This is a genomic window from Xanthomonas sp. WHRI 7065, assembly GCF_040203115.2.
In the GTDB taxonomy this organism is placed as follows: Bacteria; Pseudomonadota; Gammaproteobacteria; order Xanthomonadales; family Xanthomonadaceae; genus Xanthomonas; species Xanthomonas arboricola.
In genome coordinates this window covers 4,738,909-4,759,016 of the sequence record NZ_CP168194.1, presented here as the reverse complement: position 1 = coordinate 4,759,016, position 20,108 = coordinate 4,738,909, and the positions used below count along the sequence as shown (strand labels likewise).

The 20,108-nt window shown below is 67.6% G+C and carries 17 protein-coding genes; 11 read left to right on the top strand and 6 right to left on the bottom strand.

All coding sequences use genetic code 11. The features are described from left to right. The first annotated feature begins 54 nt into the window (after nt 1-54). Together xth and ABQY64_RS19840 are read left to right on the top strand one after the other, a co-directional pair. On the top strand, nt 55-834 hold the full coding sequence (xth, locus tag ABQY64_RS19845; RefSeq protein WP_349780285.1) for an exodeoxyribonuclease III: 780 nt from the start codon (nt 55-57) through the stop codon (nt 832-834). Then, the gene (locus tag ABQY64_RS19840; protein ID WP_127158527.1) at nt 831-1,268 is read left to right on the top strand and encodes a GFA family protein; all 438 of its coding nucleotides are present in this window, start codon (nt 831-833) and stop codon (nt 1,266-1,268) included. The genes xth and ABQY64_RS19840 overlap by 4 nt, the downstream gene beginning before the upstream one ends. 55 nt (nt 1,269-1,323) lie before the next feature. Here the strand turns inward: ABQY64_RS19840 and ABQY64_RS19835 are convergent, their stop codons facing one another. After that, complete coding sequence (locus ABQY64_RS19835; RefSeq protein ID WP_016901812.1) at nt 1,324-1,575, bottom strand: GlsB/YeaQ/YmgE family stress response membrane protein; 252 nt, start codon at nt 1,573-1,575, stop codon at nt 1,324-1,326. 126 nt (nt 1,576-1,701) lie between these two features. Between ABQY64_RS19835 and ABQY64_RS19830 the strand changes: the two genes are divergently transcribed. Next, nucleotides 1,702-2,298, top strand: a complete 597-nt coding sequence (locus ABQY64_RS19830) for a 4'-phosphopantetheinyl transferase superfamily protein (protein ID WP_127158526.1) — start codon at nt 1,702-1,704, stop codon at nt 2,296-2,298. A 108-nt stretch (nt 2,299-2,406) separates the two neighbouring features. On the opposite strand, the gene ABQY64_RS19825 is transcribed toward ABQY64_RS19830, so the two are convergent. Further along, nucleotides 2,407-3,993 carry an alkaline phosphatase D family protein gene (locus tag ABQY64_RS19825; protein WP_349780286.1) on the bottom strand — a complete coding sequence of 529 codons (1,587 nt, stop codon included), beginning with the start codon at nt 3,991-3,993 and terminating at the stop codon, nt 2,407-2,409. Nucleotides 3,994-4,255: 262 nt separating this feature from the next. Continuing rightward, the gene (locus tag ABQY64_RS19820; RefSeq protein WP_349780287.1) at nt 4,256-5,884 is read right to left on the bottom strand and encodes an alkaline phosphatase D family protein; all 1,629 of its coding nucleotides are present in this window, start codon (nt 5,882-5,884) and stop codon (nt 4,256-4,258) included. Between the two features lie 338 nt (nt 5,885-6,222). Between ABQY64_RS19820 and rsmG the strand changes: the two genes are divergently transcribed. The 8 genes from rsmG to rpmG all read left to right on the top strand — a co-directional run bounded on the left by rsmG (nt 6,223) and on the right by rpmG (nt 16,663). Beyond that, nucleotides 6,223-6,864, top strand: a complete 642-nt coding sequence (gene rsmG, locus ABQY64_RS19815) for a 16S rRNA (guanine(527)-N(7))-methyltransferase RsmG (RefSeq protein ID WP_065049514.1) — start codon at nt 6,223-6,225, stop codon at nt 6,862-6,864. A 139-nt stretch (nt 6,865-7,003) separates the two neighbouring features. Then, nucleotides 7,004-8,827 (top strand): DUF885 family protein, encoded by a 1,824-nt coding sequence (locus ABQY64_RS19810; protein WP_349780288.1) that lies wholly within the window; start codon nt 7,004-7,006, stop codon nt 8,825-8,827. Nucleotides 8,828-9,333: 506 nt separating this feature from the next. Continuing rightward, nucleotides 9,334-9,717 (top strand): hypothetical protein, encoded by a 384-nt coding sequence (locus tag ABQY64_RS19805; RefSeq protein ID WP_016902720.1) that lies wholly within the window; start codon nt 9,334-9,336, stop codon nt 9,715-9,717. A 55-nt stretch (nt 9,718-9,772) separates the two neighbouring features. Beyond that, nucleotides 9,773-11,044 (top strand): TolC family protein, encoded by a 1,272-nt coding sequence (locus ABQY64_RS19800; RefSeq protein WP_349780289.1) that lies wholly within the window; start codon nt 9,773-9,775, stop codon nt 11,042-11,044. Nucleotides 11,045-11,253: 209 nt separating this feature from the next. Then, nucleotides 11,254-12,534 carry an efflux RND transporter periplasmic adaptor subunit gene (locus ABQY64_RS19795; RefSeq protein ID WP_349780290.1) on the top strand — a complete coding sequence of 427 codons (1,281 nt, stop codon included), beginning with the start codon at nt 11,254-11,256 and terminating at the stop codon, nt 12,532-12,534. Nucleotides 12,535-12,857: 323 nt separating this feature from the next. Next, on the top strand, nt 12,858-16,043 hold the full coding sequence (locus tag ABQY64_RS19790) for a CusA/CzcA family heavy metal efflux RND transporter (RefSeq protein WP_349780291.1): 3,186 nt from the start codon (nt 12,858-12,860) through the stop codon (nt 16,041-16,043). Nucleotides 16,044-16,245: 202 nt separating this feature from the next. Continuing rightward, nucleotides 16,246-16,482, top strand: a complete 237-nt coding sequence (rpmB, locus tag ABQY64_RS19785) for a 50S ribosomal protein L28 (RefSeq protein ID WP_002809459.1) — start codon at nt 16,246-16,248, stop codon at nt 16,480-16,482. A 13-nt stretch (nt 16,483-16,495) separates the two neighbouring features. Further along, the gene (rpmG, locus tag ABQY64_RS19780; protein ID WP_002809462.1) at nt 16,496-16,663 is read left to right on the top strand and encodes a 50S ribosomal protein L33; all 168 of its coding nucleotides are present in this window, start codon (nt 16,496-16,498) and stop codon (nt 16,661-16,663) included. 422 nt (nt 16,664-17,085) lie between these two features. On the opposite strand, the gene ABQY64_RS19775 is transcribed toward rpmG, so the two are convergent. The 3 genes from ABQY64_RS19775 to ABQY64_RS19765 form a co-directional block, all read right to left on the bottom strand. Then, a complete protein-coding gene (locus ABQY64_RS19775; protein WP_184616029.1) occupies nt 17,086-18,108 on the bottom strand; it encodes an amidohydrolase family protein in 1,023 nt (340 codons plus the stop codon). Between the two features lie 234 nt (nt 18,109-18,342). Beyond that, complete coding sequence (locus ABQY64_RS19770; RefSeq protein WP_349780292.1) at nt 18,343-19,398, bottom strand: 4-oxalomesaconate tautomerase; 1,056 nt, start codon at nt 19,396-19,398, stop codon at nt 18,343-18,345. Continuing rightward, nucleotides 19,391-20,062, bottom strand: a complete 672-nt coding sequence (locus ABQY64_RS19765) for a 4-carboxy-4-hydroxy-2-oxoadipate aldolase/oxaloacetate decarboxylase (RefSeq protein WP_166764836.1) — start codon at nt 20,060-20,062, stop codon at nt 19,391-19,393. Before ABQY64_RS19765 ends, ABQY64_RS19770 begins: the two co-directional genes overlap by 8 nt. Nucleotides 20,063-20,108 lie beyond the last annotated feature (46 nt).

Genomic DNA, 20,108 nt, shown 5'->3' with positions numbered 1-20,108 from the left:
ACACTCCGGCGGCGCGGTACCATTGGTGGTTTGAACCACGGTCCGCGCCACGCCATGAAGATTGCCTCCTGGAACGTCAACTCGCTCAACGTGCGCCTGCCGCACCTGCAACAGTGGCTGGGCACGTTCGCGCCCGACGTGGTCGGCATCCAGGAAACCAAGCTGGAAGACCACAAGTTTCCGGATGCGGCGCTGGCCGCTGCCGGCTATCGCAGCGTGTTCTGCGGGCAGAAGACCTACAACGGCGTGGCGATCCTGTCGCGCTCGCCGGCGCTGGACGTGCAGATGGGCATCCCCGGTTTCGACGACGTGCAGCAGCGCGTGATCGCCGCCACCGTCGACGGCGTGCGCATTGTCAACCTGTATGTGGTCAACGGCCAGGACGTGGGCACCGACAAGTACGCCTACAAGCTGCGCTGGCTGGCCGCGGTGCACGACTGGCTCGCGCAGGAGCTGCACAAGTACCCGCAGCTGGTGGTGCTGGGCGACTTCAACATCGCCCCGGATGCGCGCGATGTGCATGACCCGGCAGTGTGGAACGAGCACCACATCCTCACCTCCACCGCCGAGCGCGCCGCGCTGGAACAGCTGCTGGCGCTGGGCCTGCACGATGCGTTCCGGCTGCATTATGAAGACGCCGAGCAGTTCAGCTGGTGGGATTACCGCCAGGCCGGGTTCCGCCGCAATCTGGGCCTGCGCATCGATCTGACCCTGGTCTCGGAGGCCTTGCGCGTACGCGCGGTGGAAGCGGGCATCGACCGCGAACCGCGCACCTGGGAGCGCCCCAGCGACCATGCACCCGCCTGGGTGCGCCTGGCCGAGGCGGGCGCATGAGCGAGCGGCATCTGCGGCGTAGCACGCACAAGGTCGGTGAGGTCACCCTGGGGCAGGTGCATCGGCTGAGTTGCCACTGCGGCGCGGTGCAGATCGATCTGGATCTGCCGCATGGCCTGCTCGATCCGCGCCGTTGCGACTGCTCGATGTGCCGCCGCCGTGGTGCCATCGTCGCCTCGGTGACGCTGGATGGCCTGCACGTGCGGCAGGGCGAGGATGTGCTGCGGCTGTATCAGTTCAACACGCATGCGGCGGCGCATTATTTCTGCGGCGTGTGCGGCATCTACACGCATCACCGGCGGCGCTCCAATCCCAACGAGTACGGCTACAACGTCGGCTGCCTGGAGGGCGTCAATCCCTATGCGTTGAACATCGCCGTGCCGGTGGAAGATGGGGTGCACCATCCGCTGGATCGTGCTCCGGTCGATGGCTGAAACGACAACGCCCGGGCAAGCCCGGGCGTTGAGTGTTCCATCAGTGGATGTGTGCTTAGCGCACGCGTCCACGGGTGAACAGATTGACGATCGCCAGCAGGATCACCGCACCCACCAGCGACCACACGAAGGTCCACAGCGTGATGGCCTGATTGATGCCGCCACCGAACAGGAACCCGGCAATCAGCGCGCCGACGATGCCGACCACGATATTGAGAATGATGCCTTGCTGCGCATCGCGACGCATGATGATGCTGGCCAGCCAACCCACGATGCCGCCGACGATCAACCAGATGATGATGCCCATGTTGCCGAACTCCTCATGCGATTGCACCGGAAGTAGTGCATGGGCGCCATTCAACGCAGGCCGGCGTGAAGTGACTGTCGAGCGCGGTCACATGCGCATGCGGCTGTTGTGCTTGGTGCACGCAGCGTGACAGCGCACGCAAGCTGGCACATCGGCCCGGTGCAGCTGTGGCTGCGTCCGCACCGGCATGGCGAGCGTGGCGAACCGCAGGCGCGCGAGTTGCTGGGCCAGGCCCTGGCGCTGCAACCCGCCCAGGTGCCGCTGCGGCGTGACGAGCGCGGGCGGCCGTCGCTGCAGCCAGCCTTGCCGGACCGGGACACCGGCTGGAGCCATAGCGGCGACTATCTGCTGGTCGGCCTGGGGCAGGGCGTGCGGCTGGGCGTGGATCTGGAACGCATCCGCGCGCGCCCGCGTCTGCTGGAAATCGCGCAGCGATTTTTCCATGCCGACGAAATCGCATTGCTTGCCGGCCTGCAGCCGGACGCGCAACAGGCGCTGTTTTTCCGCCTGTGGTGCGCCAAGGAAGCGCTGCTCAAGGCGTACGGGCATGGCCTGTCGTTTGGCCTGCATCGGCTCGCCTACGCAGTGGCACCCGACGGCGCATTGCAGTTGCAGTGGTGCGACCCCGCGCTCGGCCAGGCCACGCATTGGCAGTTACACGAATGGTGGGCCGCACCGGACTGCCGCGCTGCGCTGGCGTTCTACCCGTTGCCGGCCGCATAGGCTAGGCGGTCGCTTCACTCCGTGGCTGCGCAAGCGCGCGCTGCGTCCTGGACCGTGATGCAGCACGTACCTGACATGGATGCTTGCGTTGCTGGCCCGACCGACGTCTCAGGCATGTTCCGGCCGCGTCGCAGCGTGCGGCAAAATCGGCTGACGGAACTGCGCCACCCCATCCAGATTGCGCAAGGTCACCGTCAGCACGCCGGTGCGTGCATCGATCTCCACTTCGCCAAAGAACTGAAATCCTGCCAGTGGCGACAGGTTGGGCGCCGGCGGTGCTTTCTGGAAGATCACCGTCGGGCCGAAGGTGGCATCGAGCGCATTCGGGCCGAAGCTGCCGGCATTGAGCGGGCCGGCCACGAACTCCCAGAACGGCTCGAACTGCTGAAACGCCGCCCGATCCGGGTGGTAGTAATGCGCCGCGCAATAATGCACATCGGCAGTCAGCCACAGCGTGTTGCGAATGCGCGCTGTGCTGATGAAACGCAGCAGCGTGGCGATCTCCTGTTCGCGTCCGCGCGGCACGCCCGGATCGCCATTGGCGATCGCCTCCCAGCGCGCGCGGCCTGCGGCGTCCTGCCCATCGGGCACCTGCAGGCCGATCGGCATGTCGGCGGCGATCACCTTCCATTGCGCGCGCGAGCCGGCCAGTTCGCGCTGCAGCCAGGCCAGTTGCTGCGGACCCAGAAAGGCCGCGTCCGCGCCCGGTTGCGGCTGCAGGTTGTCGCTGTTGGCACCGCGATAGCTGCGCATGTCCAGCACGAATACATCCAGCAGCGGGCCATAACTGATCTTGCGGTAGATGCGTCCGTTGCCATCGGCATGCACGCCGCGCATCGGTGCGTATTCCAGAAATGCCTGACGCGCACGACCAGCGAGCACCCCGATATCGCGCACCTGATAGCGCTCGTCCAGCTGCTTGCCGGGCGACCAGTTGTTGGTGGTTTCGTGGTCGTCCCATTGCCAGAGCTGCGCCACCTCGGCATTGAAGCGGCGCACATGCTCATCGAGCAGGTTGTAGCGGTAGTTGCCGCGGAATTCGTCCAGCGTTTCGGCCACCTTGCTCTTGGCCGCGGTGGTGAGGTTGCGCCAGCGTTTGCCTTCTTCCACGATCAGCTCGGCCGGGATCGGGCCGTCGGCATAGATGGTGTCGCCGCTGTGCAGGAAGAAATCCGGGTTGCGCTCGCGCATCGCGCTGTAGATGCGCATGCCGCAGATGTCCGGATTGATGCCGAAGCCCTGGCCGACGGTGTCGCCACTCCAGACAAAGCGTACATCGCCACGCGCCTGCGGCGCACTGCGCAGATGGCCGTGCACCGGCGCGCTCAAGACGCCGTTGTCGGCATCTTCGAAGCGCACCCGGTAGAAGATGTCCTGATCGCGCGGCAATGCACCCAGATCCACCCGCGCAGTGAAATCGTGCGCTGGCGAAGCCACCGGCCCATCCACGCGACGCGCCTGACGCAGGCTCGGGCGCGTATCCCATTCCACCCGCAGTCGCGCCGGCCGATCGCAGCGGCTCCACAGCAACGCCCGGCCATCCACGACATCGCCGCTCTGCACCCCATCGGTGATCAGCGGCCGCCCGGACGGCGCAGCCAGACTGCGCGTGGACCAACCGGCGGTGGCCGGCAACAACAGGCCGGCACCCAACCCTTGCAACACGCGGCGGCGGGCGGGATCGGAGGCGGTCATGGCATCCTCGAACGTCTGGCAGCGGCGCCCAGATATAGCGCCGCCTTCTTACCGGCGCGTGTCCATTGCGCTGCACGACGCGCCCGGCCTGTGGGGATGGATGCAGTCACCGCGTTGCGCAGCACGCACCGCAAGCTCTGCGCGGCAAGGCAGTGGCAGGGCGGTCCACGCGTGCTGCCACGGTCGTGGAGATCGGCAAAGGCAAGTTGTGGTGGATGGTGAGGCAGGAGGTCGCCACCACCCGCGGCAGCGCAGCGCAGGCTCACGCCTCCACCGCACCGGCCTTGCCGTCTTCGACCACAAAGCGCTTCAACGTCGAGACCGTGGCCTGGCGGTCGCGGCGGTCGGAGATGCCTTGCAGGCGCGTGTCCATTCGGCCCGGTGTCAGCGTCACCGAGACATAGCCGCGGGTTTCGCCTTCGGCGTAGTGCACGTGCGGATTGAGCGCCATGGTCTGGTGCAGCTCGGCGTTGCTCTGGCCGTCGGAGGTGATCGAGGTGCCGACGAATTCGGTGGCCAGCGTCGGCGAGTCCGGGTTGGCCGGATCGGCCTTCAGATCGGTGACCCAGTACGAGTGGATGTCGCCGCCCCAGAACACCGGGTTGCGCAGTCGCGTGGTGGCGATCGCATCGAGCATGCGGGTGCGCGTGGCCGGGTAGCCGTCCCAGCCGTCGGTCCAGTGCCCGAGCACGCCGTCGCGGCCGTGCTGGTTCATCGGTGCCACCAATAGATCCTGCGCGATCACGTTCCAGCGCGCGGGCGATTGTGCGAAGGCGCCATGCAGCCAGCGCTCCTGTTCCCAGCCGAGCATGCTGCGGCGTGGGTCGGTGCGTTCGCGGCAGCTGTCGTCCACCACATGCCCGCCGCGCCAGCCGTTGGCCTGCGGGCAGGGTTGTTCGCTGCGGTACTGGCGCCCGTCGAGCACGTAGAAGCGCGCCAGCTGGCCGTAGTCCAGCGAGCGGTAGATGCGCATGTCGGCGCCATGCGGGCGATTGCGTGCGCGTAGCGGGAAGTGTTCGTAAAAGGCACGGTAGGCGGCCGCGCGCCGGGCCAGGAACGTGTCGACTGCAATCGACGGGTCCTGCGACCAGCGGTTGGCGTAATCGTTCTGCACCTCGTGGTCGTCCCAGGTCGCCACGCAGGCGCTGCCGGCGTGCAGCGCCTGCAGATCGGGGTCGGTGCGGTACAGCGCATAGCGGTTGCGGTAGCCGGCCAGATCCAGGCATTCGCCGCTGCCATGCGGGCGCACGATCTTCTGCGCTGCCTCGCCGTGGTTGCTGTATTCGTAGATGTAATCGCCGAGGAAGAACACCAGGTCCGGCTGTTCGGCGGCCAGGTGGCGGTAGGCGCTGAAATAGCCCAGCTCCCAGTGCGAGCAGGACACAAAGCCCAGCCGTGCGGCATCCGGCAACTGGTGCGGCGCCGGCAAGGTGCGCGCGCTGCCGATAGGGCTGCGCGCGCCCAGCGCCTGGAAGCAGTACCAGTACGGGCGATCGGCGGCCAGGCCGGCGACCTCCACATGCACCGCATGGCCCCAGGCCGGGCTGGCAACGGCCTGACCCTGGCGCACGATGCGGCGCATGCCCGGGTCGCTGGCCACCTGCCAGCGCACCTGTACCGGAGCGGTCAGCCCGCCGCGTCCATCCGGCTCCAGCGGGCGCGGTGCTAGCCGGGTCCAGATGACAAAGCCGTCGGCCAGCGGATCGCCCGCGGCCACGCCCAGGGTGAACGGGTCCGGGCTGCTGCTGGCACGCGCGAACGGGCTGAGCAGTCCGGCGGCCGCCAGCCCGGCGCCAGCGACGAGAAGACGGCGCCGGCCATGATCCACGGTGGCAGCTGCGTTGCCGGGGCCGGGCAGGGGCGAAGCGGACGACGGGTCAATCAAAGACATGGGCATACAGGCGATCTGGCGAACGCGACCATAGTGCGACGGGCGGATGTCCGTTCAATGGCAGCGGCAGTGGTGTCGCTGCTGGCGCAGGCTTGCGTGCGTCATCGGCTGCCGATGGCGGATACGGATACGGGTGCGCCACTGCGGCGGGTGACCCCTGCCCACAGCGATGTCCATACGCCGGTGCAGCGGCGGCTGTCGTGGGTGGCAGGTCTTGCGGCATCGCAGGCCTGGACCTTGTGCTGGGCAGGTTCACGTACGTCGGCTTGCGGCCCACGCGCCGCTACCATGCGCGTCACGCACGTACCTGCACGCCAGCCAGCTGCGATAATCGCGGCATGAACGATGCCGCACTTCCCCCCGATGTAGCCGCTGCGCTGGCCAACGGCCTGCAGGCCCAATCCCTGGATGCGGCCTTCGCCGCGCCGTTGTTGCGCTATCTGACGCTGCTGGTGCGTTGGAACAAGACCTACAACCTCACCGCCGTACGCGACCCGCGCGAGATGGTCACCCGCCATCTGCTCGATTCGCTGGCCATGCAGCCCTACATCGCCAGCGGCACGCTGGCCGATCTGGGCACCGGCCCCGGCCTGCCCGGCATCCCGCTGGCGATCACCCGCCCGCAGCTGCAGGTGACCCTGGTGGAAAGCAACGGCAAGAAGGCCCGCTTCATGCGTGAGGCGCTGCGCCAGCTGGCGCTGGGCAACGCGCGCGTGGCGGAATCGCGCGCCGAGGCGCTGGACGAGCCGGCCGCCTACGACCATCTCACCGCGCGGGCGCTGGACACGCTGGCCGGCATCATTGACGTCGGCGGCCACCTGCTGCGCCCGGGCGGCAGCCTGCTGGCGATGAAGGGGATCTACCCGCACGACGAGATCGCCGCGCTGCCCGCCGGCTGGACGGTGGGCGAGGTGCATCCGCTGCAGGTGCCCGGCCTGGACGGCGAGCGGCATCTGGTGGTGGTGCGCAAGGCAGGCTGAAGCGGCCGGCCTGTCCGGTCGCGCGCATTCACTCTGCAACCCCCAATCCCCAATCCCCGCGCTGGGACTTCCGGCCCATGGCAGCTGCCGCCCGGGCTGCCATGATCGAACGTTCGATCCGAACGCAGGCCGCCCGCACGTGACATCTCCTCTCGCCGCCGCACTTTCGCTCGCCCTGCTGGGCGCAAGCTTCGCCGCCACCTCGGCGCAGGCCGCCGCACCGGCACCAGCGGCGCCCGCCACGCTGACCGCCGAGCGCCCCGCCGATGCGCGCTTCCGCGCCATCTACGAAAAAGAGTGGAGCTGGCGCCAGGCCGAGACCGGCCAGGCCGACGAAGACAGCGACACCACCGGCGACAACACCCATCTGCCCGATGTCGGCCCGGCCGCGCAGCAGGCGCGCCTGGCGGTATGGGACGGCGTGCTCAAGCAGCTCGACGGCATCGACCCGAAACAGCTCTCGCCCGCCAACCAGGTCAACTACGCCATCTACCGCCCGCAGGTGGAAAACCTCGCCGCCGAGGTGCGCCTGCGCCTGTACGAGATGCCGTTCAATTCGGACAGCTCGTTCTGGTCCAACCTCGGCTTCATGGCGCAGCGGCCGATGAAGACCGCTGCCGAGTACCGCGCCTACATCGCGCGCCTCAACGACGTGCCGCGCTACTTCGACCAGCAGACCGCCAACATGCGCGCCGGCCTGGCGCGCGGGTTCAGCGTGCCGCGCGCGGTGCTGGATGGCCGCGACGTTTCCATCGCCACCGTGGCCGATGTCAAGGATCCCACCGCGTCCAGCTTCTACGCGCCGTTCAAGCAGCTGCCGGCGCAGATCCCCGCTGCCGAACAGGCACAGTTGCGCGAACAGGCCAAGGCCGCGCTGAGCAATGCAGTGCTGCCGGCCTACAGCAAGCTGCTGAGCTTTTTCCGCGACGAGTACATGCCCAAGGCGCGCACCACGCTGGCGGCCGAAGCGCTGCCCGACGGCAAGGCGTTCTATCGCCAGCAGATCCGCGAATACACCACGCTGGACCTGACTCCGGAGCAGATCCACAAGATCGGCCTGGACGAGGTGGCGCGCATCCAGGCGCAAATGGACGCGATCATCCAGCAGGTCGGTTTCAAGGGTAGCTTCGCGCAGTTCCTGAGCTTCCTGCGCACCGACCCGCAGTTCTACGCCAAGACTCCGCAGGAACTGCTCGATCGCGCCGCGTGGATTTCCAAGCGGGTGGACGGGCAGGTCGGCAGGTTCATCGGCACGCTGCCGCGCGGGCGCTTCACCATCAAGCCGGTGCCGGACGATATCGCCCCGTTCTGGACCGCCGGCCGCGGCGGCGCCACCACCTACTGGGTCAATACCTACAACCTGCCGTCGCGGCCGTTGTACAACCTGCCCGCGCTGACCCTGCACGAGTCCTCGCCCGGGCATTCGCTGCAGGGCTCGCTGGCGCTGGAGCAGGGCGACCAGCCGGCGTTCCGCCGCGAAAACTATATCTCCGCCTACGGCGAAGGCTGGGCGCTGTACACCGAAAAGCTCGGCCAGGAGATGGGCATCTACGAGACCCCGTACGAGGAATTCGGCCGGCTCACTTATGAGATGTGGCGCGCCTGCCGGCTGGTGATCGACACCGGCGTGCACCACGACGGCTGGAGCCGCGAGCAGGCGCTGGCCTACCTGCGCGAGCGCACCGCGCTGAGCGAGCACGAGGTCACCACCGAGGTGGACCGCTACATCTCCTGGCCCGGCCAGGCGCTGAGCTACAAGCTGGGCGAGATCAGCATCGTCAAGCTGCGTGCCGAGGCCGAACAGGAACTGGGCGACCGCTTCGACATCAAGGCCTTCCACGACGCGGTGCTGAAGCAGGGCTCGGTCACCTTGACGGTGCTGGAGCAGCAGGTGCGCGCCTTCATCGCCGAGAGCAAGGCGCGCCCGGCCGACGCCAAACCGGCCCGCAACGCGGCGCCGTGATGCCCGGAGGCATCTGGAGCGGCTGACAGGACTACTGCAGAGCGTCTGGTCTTTGGCTTGGCTGCAGGGTCCTTGCCCGCCCACCATCGCGGGACACGCCGCAAGTACGTCCATGTAGGCTCTTACGCGGCATCCATGCCGCGTAAGGTCCCGCGACGGTGGGCGGGCAAGGATCCGTCGGGATGGTCGGTGTGCGTGGTTACAAGCAGCGCATGACATGGGGTGGTTGGACTACGGCACATCCGGTCGGTTGCCAACGCCAGATGATCGGCAAGCAGGTTTCGCTAAGCTACCGACCAACTCCCTGGTGCGGTGTCCTCGCCGATTGCGGGACCCTTGGCGGCATGGATGCCGCCAAGGAGCCTCCACGGACGGATTCACGGCGTGTCCCGCGAGCGGTGAGGGCATCGCGCCCTCGACGCACCACGGCTTTTGCCCTGCGCTTTGAACGTAGCTCGGCCGTGCATGCGATTGTGTAACTGCCCCGGCCCCGATACGCTGCGCCCATGCTGCTGCGTCGCGCCCGCCTGTTGCACCCCTTGCTGCGCCTGATGGCGCTGGCGGTGCTGGCCATGGGCGTGCTGGTCGCACCGGTGGCCTGCGCTCTGGGCGATGTGCATGCGCTGGCGCACGACCAGATGCACCTGGAAGACACCGCGCCGCATGGTCATGACGGCGCCGACGAAGGCGATGCCGGCGAGCGCGATGGGGCCGGCCTGATGCACGCCCTGATGCATAGCGGCTACTGCCACGGCCAGAATCCGGCCGTCTTGCCGGCGCTGGCCTGGCTGCCGTTGTCCACGCACACGCAGGCCCAGCCCGTGGCCGTGCTCGCGTACTACCGCTCGCACCTGAGCGAGACCGGATTGCGTCCCCCGATCGCGGCCTGATGCATCGCCGGCGGCTGCCGGCCTGTCCATCGATCCCGATTCCGGAGACACCCTCATGTGGTTGCGACTGACGGCGCTTGCCGTCTTCGCGGTCGTGCCGTGCGCCATGGCGCAGGACGTACCGCCCAAACCCGTGCTGACCCTGGACGACGCCATCGCGCGCGTCGCCCGGCAGCACCCCGACCTGCGTCTGGCCGATGGTCAGCGCGCGGTCCTCACCGCCGACGCCGAGCGCGACGCGTTGCGTCCGCCGTTGCGCATCGGCGCCGAACTGGAAAACGTGTTCGGCAGCGGCCCGACCCGCGCGCTGGACCAGGCCGAACTCACCGTCACCCTGGCCGGCGTGCTGGAACGGGGCGGCAAGCTGGACGCGCGCCGCACCCTGGCCCAGGCGCGCATCGACGCACTTGCCCCGCAGCGGGCGCTGGCGCGCCTGGACGTGCTGGCCGAAGTCGCCCGGCGCTATCTGGCCATCGGCATGGCCGCGCAACGGCATGCGGCCGCGCTGGAAACCCTGGCCCAGCGCCAACGCACCGTCAGTGCCGCGCGCCAGCGGCTGCAGGCCGGCGCATCGCCCGAATCGGTGCTGCTGACCGCCCAGGCCCTGCAGGCGCGCGCGGAACTGGAGCGCGATCGCGCCCAGCAGGAACTGCTGGCCGCACGCCGCCAGCTGGCGGTGTTGTGGGGGCAGCGCACGCCGGACTTCGGCGATGTCACTGGCGACCCATTGCAGCTGCTGGCGATTCCCGAATTCGAGGTGCTGGCGCAGCTGCTCGATGCCACCCCCGAACTGGCGCGCTTGAACGGTGAGCAGCGCGTGCGCGAGGCACGGGTGCAGCTGGCACGCAGCCAGGCGCGTCCGGATCTGGACTGGCAGGTGGGCGTGCGCCGGCTCGAAGCCAACGATGCCACCGCGCTGCTCGGCAGCGTTTCGCTGGCCTTGGGCAGCGCCGCGCGTGCGCAACCGGAGATCCGCGCCGCCGAAGCGGAGCTGTCGTTGCTGGACATCGAACGCCAATCGCAGGCACTGACGCTCTACACCACGCTGGCCGACGCGCATGGCCGCTACCGCGCCGCGCAGCTGGAAGTGGCGCGCATGCGCAGCGATGTGCTGCCCGCACTTGCGCGCGCCGATGCCGCCGCCGAGCGCGCGTACCGCGCCGGCGCCACCAGTTATCTGGACTGGGCGCAGCTGCAGGCACAGCGCAGCGATGCACGCCAGCAGCAACTGGCCGCCGCATTGGAAGCGCAGACCGCATTGATCGAAATCCAGCGCCTGACCGGGCAGCCGTTCGTGGCCGACAGCACTGCGCAGGTGGGGCCATGAGCGCTACCTCCGCCGCGCATTTTCGCCCTGCCTGCCTGCGTCCGCCTGGAGCCGCTGCGTCGTTATCGGCCTCGGCGCTTGCAACCGCATCGGCATCCAGCAGCCGCCAAGCGCTGCTCGCGCCTACCGCGCCTACCGCGGATCCAGCACAGACCATCTTCGTTCGTTCGCCCGACGCACTGCGTCGGCGCCAACCAGGACCAATTTCAATGAAAAGTTTTTTGATTGTGCCGCTTGTGCTGGCGCTGCTGCTGAGCGGCTGCGGCGGCAACAGCGGCAACAGCGGCAACAGCGAAGAAGCCCATGACCACGCAACGCCCGGTGCCGAAGGTGAAGCCGACGCACATGGCGAGGAAGCCGAAAAAGGCGCGCACGGCGGGCGCTTGCTCGAACAGGGCGGCGACAGCGTTGAGCTGGCGATTGCCGAAGACGGCACGCCGCCGACGTATCAAGCGTGGCTGTATCGCGACGGCAAGCCGTTGCCGCCCGGCGCCGGCAGTGTCGAAGTGCGTTTGACCCGGCTTGGCGGCGTCAACGAAGTGCATCGATTGCGCGCCCGTGACGATGGCAGCCTGTTGGCCGACAGCACGGTAGGCGAGCCGCATTCGTTCGATGTGGATGTACGCGCCACCGTGCAGGGTAAGTCGCATCGCTGGGCCTATCCCAGCTATGAAGGGCGCACCACCATCGCAGCGAAGATTGCGCAGGACGCCGGCATCCGGGTCGCGCAGGTCGGTCCCGGCAGCATCGCCGACCAGCACGAAGTACAAGGCCTGCTGACGCCGGCAGAAGGTGCGCAGGCGCAGGCCACCGCCCGCTTCCCCGGGCCGGTGCGCAGCCTGCGCGTCAACGTCGGCGACCAGGTGCGCGCCGGCCAGGTGCTGGCCACGGTGGAGAGCAACCTGAGCCTGACCACGTATTCGGTCAGCGCGCCGATCAGCGGCACCGTGCTCGCCCGCAGCGCCAGCCTGGGCAGCAACGCCAGCGAAGGCCAGGCGTTGTTCGAGATTGCCGACCTGTCGAGCCTGTGGGTGGATCTGCACATCTTCGGTGCCGATGCCGGGCACATCACCGCCGGCGCACCGGTGACGGTGACCCGCATCAGCGATGGCGTGGTGGCGCAGACCACATTGGAGCGCGTGTTGCCGGGCACAGCCACCGCGAGTCAGAGCACGGTGGCGCGCGCGGTGTTGCGCAACAGCGATGGCTTATGGCGGCCGGGCTCGGCGGTGAAGGCGCGGGTGACGGTGGCGCAGCAGCCGGCGGCGATGGTGGTGCCGGTGGGGGCCTTGCAGCAGTTTCGCGACTGGGAGGTGGTGTTCGTGCGGGTGGGAGATGTGTACGAGGTGCGGCCGGTGACACTGGGCGCGCGCGATGCGCAGCAGGTGCAGGTGGTGTCGGGTCTGACCGCGGGTGACGCGGTGGTGGTGGAGCAGAGTTATCTGGTGAAGGCCGATATCGAGAAGTCGGGGGCGTCGCATGATCATTGATCGCTGCGCTTCCGGTTTGCGTCTGCCTCGACCGCAAGCGCGTGCTTGCGACCAGTTCGTCCATTCTTCGGTGAAACGTTTTTTACGTCATCCACGCACTCACGGCGCAGGCGATCACGCCAGCAACAGCGTGAGAATCTGCGCGGCAAAGGTTAGATGCGTCGGGGGCGATCGCGATAGCGGCGAGGGTCGGGATCCTGGCTGCAGTGCCGCTGGCCGACGGCAGCCCGCTGCGATTGTGCCGGCGTCGTGCGTGCGTACTTACGCACTGATCGGCGTGGCTGCGCACGCCGTTGCGCCGCGTGTGCGTGGAGGTGCGCGTCATGCTCACTAACATCATTCGGTTCGCGATCGCGCAGCGGTGGTTGATGCTGGCGTTGACGGCGGTGTTGATTGCGATCGGGGCGTGGAGTTTTTCGCGCCTGCCGATCGATGCCACCCCGGACATCACCAATGTGCAGGTGCAGGTCAACACGGCCGCGCCGGGGTACTCGCCGCTGGAGTCGGAGCAGCGGGTGACGTTTCCGCTGGAGACGGTGCTGGCGGGCTTGCCCGGCCTGGAGTCCACGCGCTCGTTGTCGCGCTACGGCTTGTCGCAGGTGACGGCAGTCTTTGCCGATGGCACGGACCTGTATTTTGCGCGGCAACAGGTGGCCGAGCGGCTGCAGCAGGTCAAGTCGCAACTGCCGGCCGACCTGGAGCCGCAGCTGGGGCCGATCGCGACCGGCCTGGGCGAGATCTTCATGTACACGGTCGAAGCCAAACCGAATGCGCGCAAACCCGATGGCAGTGCGTGGACAGCCACCGATCTACGCACCCTGCAGGACTGGGTGGTGCGCCCGCAGTTGCGCAATGTGCCCGGCGTCACCGAGGTCAATACCATCGGCGGCTATGCGCGGCAGATCCACATCACCCCGGATCCGGCACGCCTGGTCGCCCTGGGTTTCACGCTGGACGATGTGGCGCGCGCGGTGGAGGCGAACAACCGCAACATCGGCGCCGGCTATATCGAACGCAACGGCCAGCAGTTCCTGGTGCGGGTGCCGGGGCAGGTGGACGATATCGCGCAGATCGGGGCGATCGTGCTGGATCGGCGCCAAGGCGTGCCGATCCGGGTGCGCGATGTGGCGCAGGTCGGCGAGGGGCGCGAGCTGCGTACCGGGGCGGCCACCCAGGACGGCACCGAAGTGGTGCTCGGCACGGTGTTCATGCTGGTTGGCGCCAATAGCCGCACCGTGGCGCAGGCCGCCGCGCAGCGGCTGGAAGTGGCCAATGCCAGCTTGCCGGCCGGTGTGCAGGCGGTGCCGGTCTACGATCGCACCGCGCTGGTGGACCGCACCATCGTCACCGTCGCCAAGAACCTGATCGAAGGCGCGTTGCTGGTGATCGTGGTGCTGTTCCTGCTGCTGGGCAATGTGCGTGCGGCCCTGATCACCGCGGCGGTGATTCCGCTGGCGATGTTGTTCACCCTCACCGGCATGGTGCGCGGTGGCGTGTCCGGCAACCTGATGAGTCTGGGGGCGCTGGATTTCGGTTTGATCGTCGATGGCGCGGTGATCATCGTGGAGAACTGCCTGCGCCGCTTCGGCCAGGCGCAATTGCGCCTGGGTCGGGTGCTCGAGCGCGACGAGCGTTTCGAACTGACCGCCGAAGCCACGGCAGAGGTGATCCGGCCCAGCCTGTTCGGCCTGGGCATCATCACGGCGGTGTATCTGCCGGTATTCGCGCTCACCGGCATCGAGGGCAAGATGTTCCATCCGATGGCGATCACCGTGGTGCTGGCGCTGAGCGGTGCGATGCTGCTGTCGCTCACTTTTGTCCCCGCAGCGATCGCCTTGTTGCTCGGCGGCAAGGTGGCCGAGCACGAGAACCGCGCGATGCGCTGGGCGCGCGGCGTGTATGCGCCCTTGCTGGATCGCGCGCTGCGTCACGGCCGCTGGGTCGGTCTCGGTGCGGTGGCGGCGGTGGCGCTGTGCGCGGTGTTGGCCACGCGCCTGGGCAGCGAGTTCATCCCGAACCTGGACGAGGGCGACATCGCGCTGCACGCCTTGCGCATTCCCGGCACCAGCCTGGAACAGGCCATCACCATGCAGTCCACGCTGGAAAAACGCATCAAGCAGTTTCCGGAGGTGGCGCATGTGTTCGGCAAGCTCGGGACTGCCGAAGTGGCGACCGATCCGATGCCGCCGTCGGTGGCCGATACGTTCTTGATCATGCATCCGCGCGCGCGGTGGCCGGACCCGCGCAAACCCAAGGCGCAGTTGGTGGCCGAGATCGAGGAAGCGGTGAAGCAGCTGCCCGGCAACAACTACGAGTTCACCCAGCCGATCCAGATGCGCATGAACGAGCTGATTTCCGGCGTGCGTGCGGATGTGGCGATCAAGGTCTACGGCGATGACCTGAACACGCTGGTCAAGCTGGGGCAGCGCGTGCAGGAAGTCGCCAGCACGGTGCCGGGTGCGGCCGACGTGAGCCTGGAGCAGGCCACCGGCCTGCCGATGCTGGCGGTGGTGCCCGATCGCGTCGCACTGGCCGGCTACGGGCTCAATCCCGGTGTGGTGCAGGACACCGTAGCGGCCGCAGTGGGCGGGCAGGCGGCCGGGCAATTGTTTGAAGGCGACCGCCGGTTCGACATCGTGGTGCGCCTGCCCGAAGGCCTGCGGCAGGACCCGACGGCGCTGGCCGATCTGCCGATCCCGCTGCGTGGCGATGGCGAGCGCGCCGATGTCGACGAGTCCAGTCGCGCGGCCGGCTGGCGCAGTGGCGAACCGACCACGGTGCCGCTGCGCGAGGTCGCAAAGGTCGAAACCGTGCTCGGGCCCAACCAGATCAATCGCGAAGACGGCAAGCGCCGCATCGTGATCACCGCCAATGTGCGCGACCGCGACCTGGGCGGATTCGTCGCCGAGGTGCAGCAGCGCGTGCAGGCCGAGGTCGCGCTGCCCACCGGTTACTGGATCGGCTATGGCGGAACCTTCGAGCAACTGATCTCCGCCGGCCAGCGCCTGGCCTGGGTGGTGCCGGGCACCTTGCTGCTGATCTTCGCGCTGCTGTACTGGTCGTTCGGTTCGCTGCGCGATGCGCTGGTGGTGTTCAGCGGCGTGCCGCTGGCGCTGACCGGTGGTGTGGTGGCGCTGGCGCTGCGCGGCCTGGCATTGTCGATCTCCGCCGGTGTCGGCTTTATCGCGCTGTCCGGTGTGGCGGTGCTCAACGGTTTGGTGATGATCGCGTTCGTGCGCAGCCTGCGGGCCGAGGGCATGTCGCTGGAGCAGGCCTTGCGCGAAGGCGCGCTGAGCCGTCTGCGCCCGGTGCTGATGACGGCGCTGGTGGCCGCACTGGGCTTTGTGCCGATGGCCTTCAATGTCGGCGCCGGGGCCGAGGTGCAGCGCCCGCTGGCCACGGTGGTGATCGGCGGCATCGTCTCGTCCACCTTGCTGACCCTGTTGGTGCTGCCGGTGCTGTACCGCTGGCTGCACCGCGAGCGGGCAGGACACGGCCGTGCGGGCTAAGTGCTTGCGGCACATAGGAAAGCCGTGCATAATGCGCGGCTCGCTGTGCCCGGATCGCTCCGGATGGCGGCACCCAGCGCGATGGGGTTGCCGGCTTGTTCCCAGCGTAAGTTCTTGATTCCCAACGTTGCGTGGCAGCTTGACGCTGTCGGGGCCGCCGCTCCCCAGGCTATGGGTGGCAATTCATTTATCGAGGTGCGTAATGTCCCGCGTATGCCAAGTGTCCGGCAAGCGTGTGCAGACGGGTAACAACGTCTCCCACGCAAACAACAGAACCCGTCGTCGCTTCCTGCCCAACCTGCACGAGCGCCGCTTCTGGGTCGCCAGCGAGAACCGTTGGGTGAAGCTCCGTGTCTCCGCGCATGCATTGCGCACCATCGACAAGAACGGGATTGATGCCGTTCTGAAAGAGCTGCGTGCGCGCGGCGAAAAGGTCTGAGGAGTAAGCAGTCATGGCAAAAGGCAAGCGTGACAAGATTCGTATGATTTCCTCGGCCGCTACCGGCCACTTCTACACCACGGACAAGAACAAGAAGAACACTCCGGGGAAGATGGAAATGATGAAATACGACCCGGTCGTGCGTAAGCACGTGATGTACAAGGAAGGCAAGATCAAGTAATCCACCGATTACCCGATCTGCATCCAGGCAAACACCCGCCGCAAGGCGGGTGTTTGCGTTTGGGGAGTGTTGCGGGGTTTGATCGCAACAATGGTCAGTGTGCACTCCCCTGTCCCTCCGGGAGAGGGGTTGGGGTGAGGGTACGGGGCGAAGCCACTTGAAGTGGTTGGAGTACCAGAGGCTTCGCACGCACACTCATCCGCCCCTGCGGGGCACCTTCTCCCGATGGGAGAAGGGAGCGAGACGTCGTTTTTCCGATTGCACGCACCGTTAGTCGTTGGCAGTTTGAGGCGAAGCAGCCGGCGTTTCACTTCTGAAGGCGCGTGGCGACGCGTTTGGCATCGCAGGCGGTGACCGCTCTCCGAGGCGCCCCTCATCCACCCCTGCGGGGCACCTTCTCCCGATGGGAGAAGGAAGCGCAGCTACAGCCCACGCGCGCGCAATTGTGCATCCAGGCGCGGATACACCCGCCGCGCATTGCCTTCGAATACCTTGCGCTTGTCGGCGTCGGAAATCGCCAAGGCATCGATGTAGCGCTTGGTGTCGTCGAAATACTGGCCGGTCTGCGGGTCGATGCCGCGCACCGCACCGACCATCTCCGAGCCGAACAGGATGTTGTCGATGTCGATGACCTCGAACAGCAGATCAATGCCGGGCTGGTGATACACGCAGGTGTCGAAGAACACATTGCGCATCACATGCGTGGACAGCGGCGGCTTGCCGAGCATGTCGGCCAGGCCGCGGAAGCGACCCCAGTGATACGGCACCGCGCCGCCGCCGTGCGGGATGATGAAGCGCAAGTCGGGGAAATCAGCGAACAGATCGCCTTGGAGAAACTGCATGAACGCGGTGGTATCGGCATTGAGATAATGCGCGCCGGTGGCGTGGAAGTTGGCGTTGCAGCTGCCCGACACATGCACCATCGCCGGCACGTCGAGCTCGACCATCTTTTCGAAGAACGGATACCAGGCGCGATCGGTCAATGGCACGCCGTTCCAGTGCCCGCCGGACGGGTCGGGATTGAGATTGCAGCCGACAAATCCGAGTTCGGTGACACAACGTTCCAGCTCGGCGATCGACTGGGCGATCGGCACGCCCGGCGACTGCGGCAACTGGCACACGCCGATGAAGGTCTGCGGATACAGCTGCACCACGCGCGCGATCAGGTCGTTGCAGTGGCGCGTCCACACCTGGCTGACTGCTTCGTCGCCGATATGGTGCGCCATGGTGCTGGCGCGTGGCGAAAAAATCGTCATGTCGGCACCGCGCTCGCGCAACAGGCGCAGCTGGTGCTGTTCGATGCTTTCGCGCAGTGCATCGTCGGAGATGGATGGATACACCGGCGCGGGCAGGCTCGGGTCGTCGTACTGCGCGATCTGCGCCTTGCGGAAGGCATCGTGCGCCGCGGGCGCGGTGGTGTAGTGACCGTGGCAGTCGATGATCATGGCAAGGGTCTTGTTGAGGCGGCGGGATCGGTGAGTAAACGGCCACGCGCGCGAAAGACGGACCCACCCGGTGCGCGGAACCTGCAGGTGCCCACGTGGGGTGTGGTGCGCGCATGGATGCTCACGCGCACGTCGCTGCAGCACGCGGTGTCGGCCATGCCGCGCCGCAGGCGCAGGTCGTGGGACGGGCATGGCCGATGGCGATCGATCCAGCGTGGTGGCGCATCCATCCGCTCAGCCATACAACTGCCCATCGAACAGCTTGCGTGCAGTGCGCAGCACGGCAGCGCGCACCACCTCGCCGTGCGAATCGACCGTGATCACGCAGCTGCTCGCACCACTGGGATGCTCGACCTCCAGCTGCTGGGTGGTGCCGCTAGGCAGCTGCGCCAGATCATGCGCGGGCGAGCCGGGCAGCAGGCAGGCAGTGGCCACGGTGACGGCGCCGAGCACGCCGATCGAGGCGTGGCAGCGGTGCGGAATGAACGAGCGCACGCTGATTGCGCCGCCGTGGCGCGGTGCGGCGACCAGCATCATCTTAGGCACGGTCGCGTCGGCAACATCGCCCAGCTGCATCAACGGGCCGGCCTGCAAACGAAGCGATTCCAGGCGGATTTTCAATGCCTCGTCTGCATCGAGGGTGTTGCGGTTTTCGTAACCGCTGATGCCCAGATCGCTGGCGCGCAGCACCACGCAGGGCATGCCGTTGTCGATCAGCGTGACCTCCACGCCCTCCAGGGTGTCGACGCTATTGCCGGTCGGCAGCAAGGCGCCGCACGAGGAGCCGGCGATGTCGGCAAATGCCAGCGCAATCGGCGCAGCGGTGCCGGGCACGCCGTCGATGCGCGCGTCGCCGTCGTAGCGCACCTGGCCGCCGGGCGTCTGCACGCTGGCGGTGGCCAGCGTGCCGGTGTTGCGCATGAAGATGCGCACCTCGGTTTCGCCATCGCGTGCGGGCAACAAGCCCCGCTCCAGCGCGAACGGCGCAACGCCGGCCAGCATGTTGCCGCAGTTCTGCGCGTCGCTGACCTGTGCCTGGTCCACCGACACCTGCAGGAACAGATAGTCCACGTCGGCATCGGCGCGTGCCGAGCGCGACACCACCGCGACCTTGGAGGTCAGCGGGTCGGCGCCGCCCATGCCGTCGATCTGGCGGACATCCGGCGAGCCGTAGGCGCGCAGCAGGAAGGCATCGCGTGCGGCGCGTTTGCTCGGCAACTCGTCGGCCAGGAAAAAGCCGCCCTTGGAGGTGCCGCCGCGCATCCACATCGCGCGGATGTGCTCAGACATAGCGCAGGCCCTTGGCCGCCAGCCGCTCGCGCATCGCGTAGATGTCCAGGCCCAGTTCGCCGCGTGCCAGGCGCTCGCGTTTGCGCAGCTCGCGCGCTTCGCGTGCTTGCGCTTCGGCCAGCACCGCGTCGGCGCTGGCGCGCGGCACCACGCACACGCCATCGTCGTCGGCTACCACCACATCGCCCGGCTGCACCAGCGCGTCGGCGCAGACCAGCGGCACATTGACCGAGCCCAGCGTCTCCTTGATGGTGCCCTGCGCGCAGATGGCGCGGCTCCAGGCGGGGAACTGCATCGCCGTGAGGTCGCGCACATCGCGTACTCCGGCATCGATGATCAGCCCGCGGCAGCCGCGCGCCTGCGCCGAGGTGGCGAGCAGATCGCCGAAATAGCCATCGCAGCAGGCGCTGGTCGGGGCGACCACCAGCACATCGCCGGGCTGCAGTTGCTCGATGGCCACATGCATCATCCAGTTGTCGCCGGGTGGGATCGACACGGTGACGGCGGTGCCGGCGATGCGGCAGCCGGCGTAGATCGGGCGCAGGCGATGGTGCAGCAGGCCGCTGCGCCCCTGCGCCTCGTGCACGGTGGCCACGCCGGCCTGCGCAAGCCCGTCGACGACGGCCAACGGGGTGCGCTCGATCCGGGTGACGACCTGGCTCATCCATCCATCCTCGTTAGGGGTGCATCGAGTCTGTGCGGCGATCGCC

What these genes read in the sequence shown, in the direction of transcription:
- xth (WP_349780285.1), top strand. Translation starts at nt 55, where the DNA reads ATGAAGATTGCCTCCTGGAACGTCAACTCGCTCAACGTGCGCCTGCCG.
- ABQY64_RS19840 (WP_127158527.1), top strand. Translation starts at nt 831, where the DNA reads ATGAGCGAGCGGCATCTGCGGCGTAGCACGCACAAGGTCGGTGAGGTC.
- ABQY64_RS19835 (WP_016901812.1), bottom strand. Translation starts at nt 1,575, where the DNA reads ATGGGCATCATCATCTGGTTGATCGTCGGCGGCATCGTGGGTTGGCTG.
- ABQY64_RS19825 (WP_349780286.1), bottom strand. Translation starts at nt 3,993, where the DNA reads ATGACCGCCTCCGATCCCGCCCGCCGCCGCGTGTTGCAAGGGTTGGGT.
- ABQY64_RS19820 (WP_349780287.1), bottom strand. Translation starts at nt 5,884, where the DNA reads ATGTCTTTGATTGACCCGTCGTCCGCTTCGCCCCTGCCCGGCCCCGGC.
- rsmG (WP_065049514.1), top strand. Translation starts at nt 6,223, where the DNA reads ATGAACGATGCCGCACTTCCCCCCGATGTAGCCGCTGCGCTGGCCAAC.
- ABQY64_RS19805 (WP_016902720.1), top strand. Translation starts at nt 9,334, where the DNA reads ATGCTGCTGCGTCGCGCCCGCCTGTTGCACCCCTTGCTGCGCCTGATG.
- ABQY64_RS19800 (WP_349780289.1), top strand. Translation starts at nt 9,773, where the DNA reads ATGTGGTTGCGACTGACGGCGCTTGCCGTCTTCGCGGTCGTGCCGTGC.
- ABQY64_RS19795 (WP_349780290.1), top strand. Translation starts at nt 11,254, where the DNA reads ATGAAAAGTTTTTTGATTGTGCCGCTTGTGCTGGCGCTGCTGCTGAGC.
- ABQY64_RS19790 (WP_349780291.1), top strand. Translation starts at nt 12,858, where the DNA reads ATGCTCACTAACATCATTCGGTTCGCGATCGCGCAGCGGTGGTTGATG.
- rpmB (WP_002809459.1), top strand. Translation starts at nt 16,246, where the DNA reads ATGTCCCGCGTATGCCAAGTGTCCGGCAAGCGTGTGCAGACGGGTAAC.
- rpmG (WP_002809462.1), top strand. Translation starts at nt 16,496, where the DNA reads ATGGCAAAAGGCAAGCGTGACAAGATTCGTATGATTTCCTCGGCCGCT.
- ABQY64_RS19775 (WP_184616029.1), bottom strand. Translation starts at nt 18,108, where the DNA reads ATGATCATCGACTGCCACGGTCACTACACCACCGCGCCCGCGGCGCAC.
- ABQY64_RS19770 (WP_349780292.1), bottom strand. Translation starts at nt 19,398, where the DNA reads ATGTCTGAGCACATCCGCGCGATGTGGATGCGCGGCGGCACCTCCAAG.
- ABQY64_RS19765 (WP_166764836.1), bottom strand. Translation starts at nt 20,062, where the DNA reads ATGAGCCAGGTCGTCACCCGGATCGAGCGCACCCCGTTGGCCGTCGTC.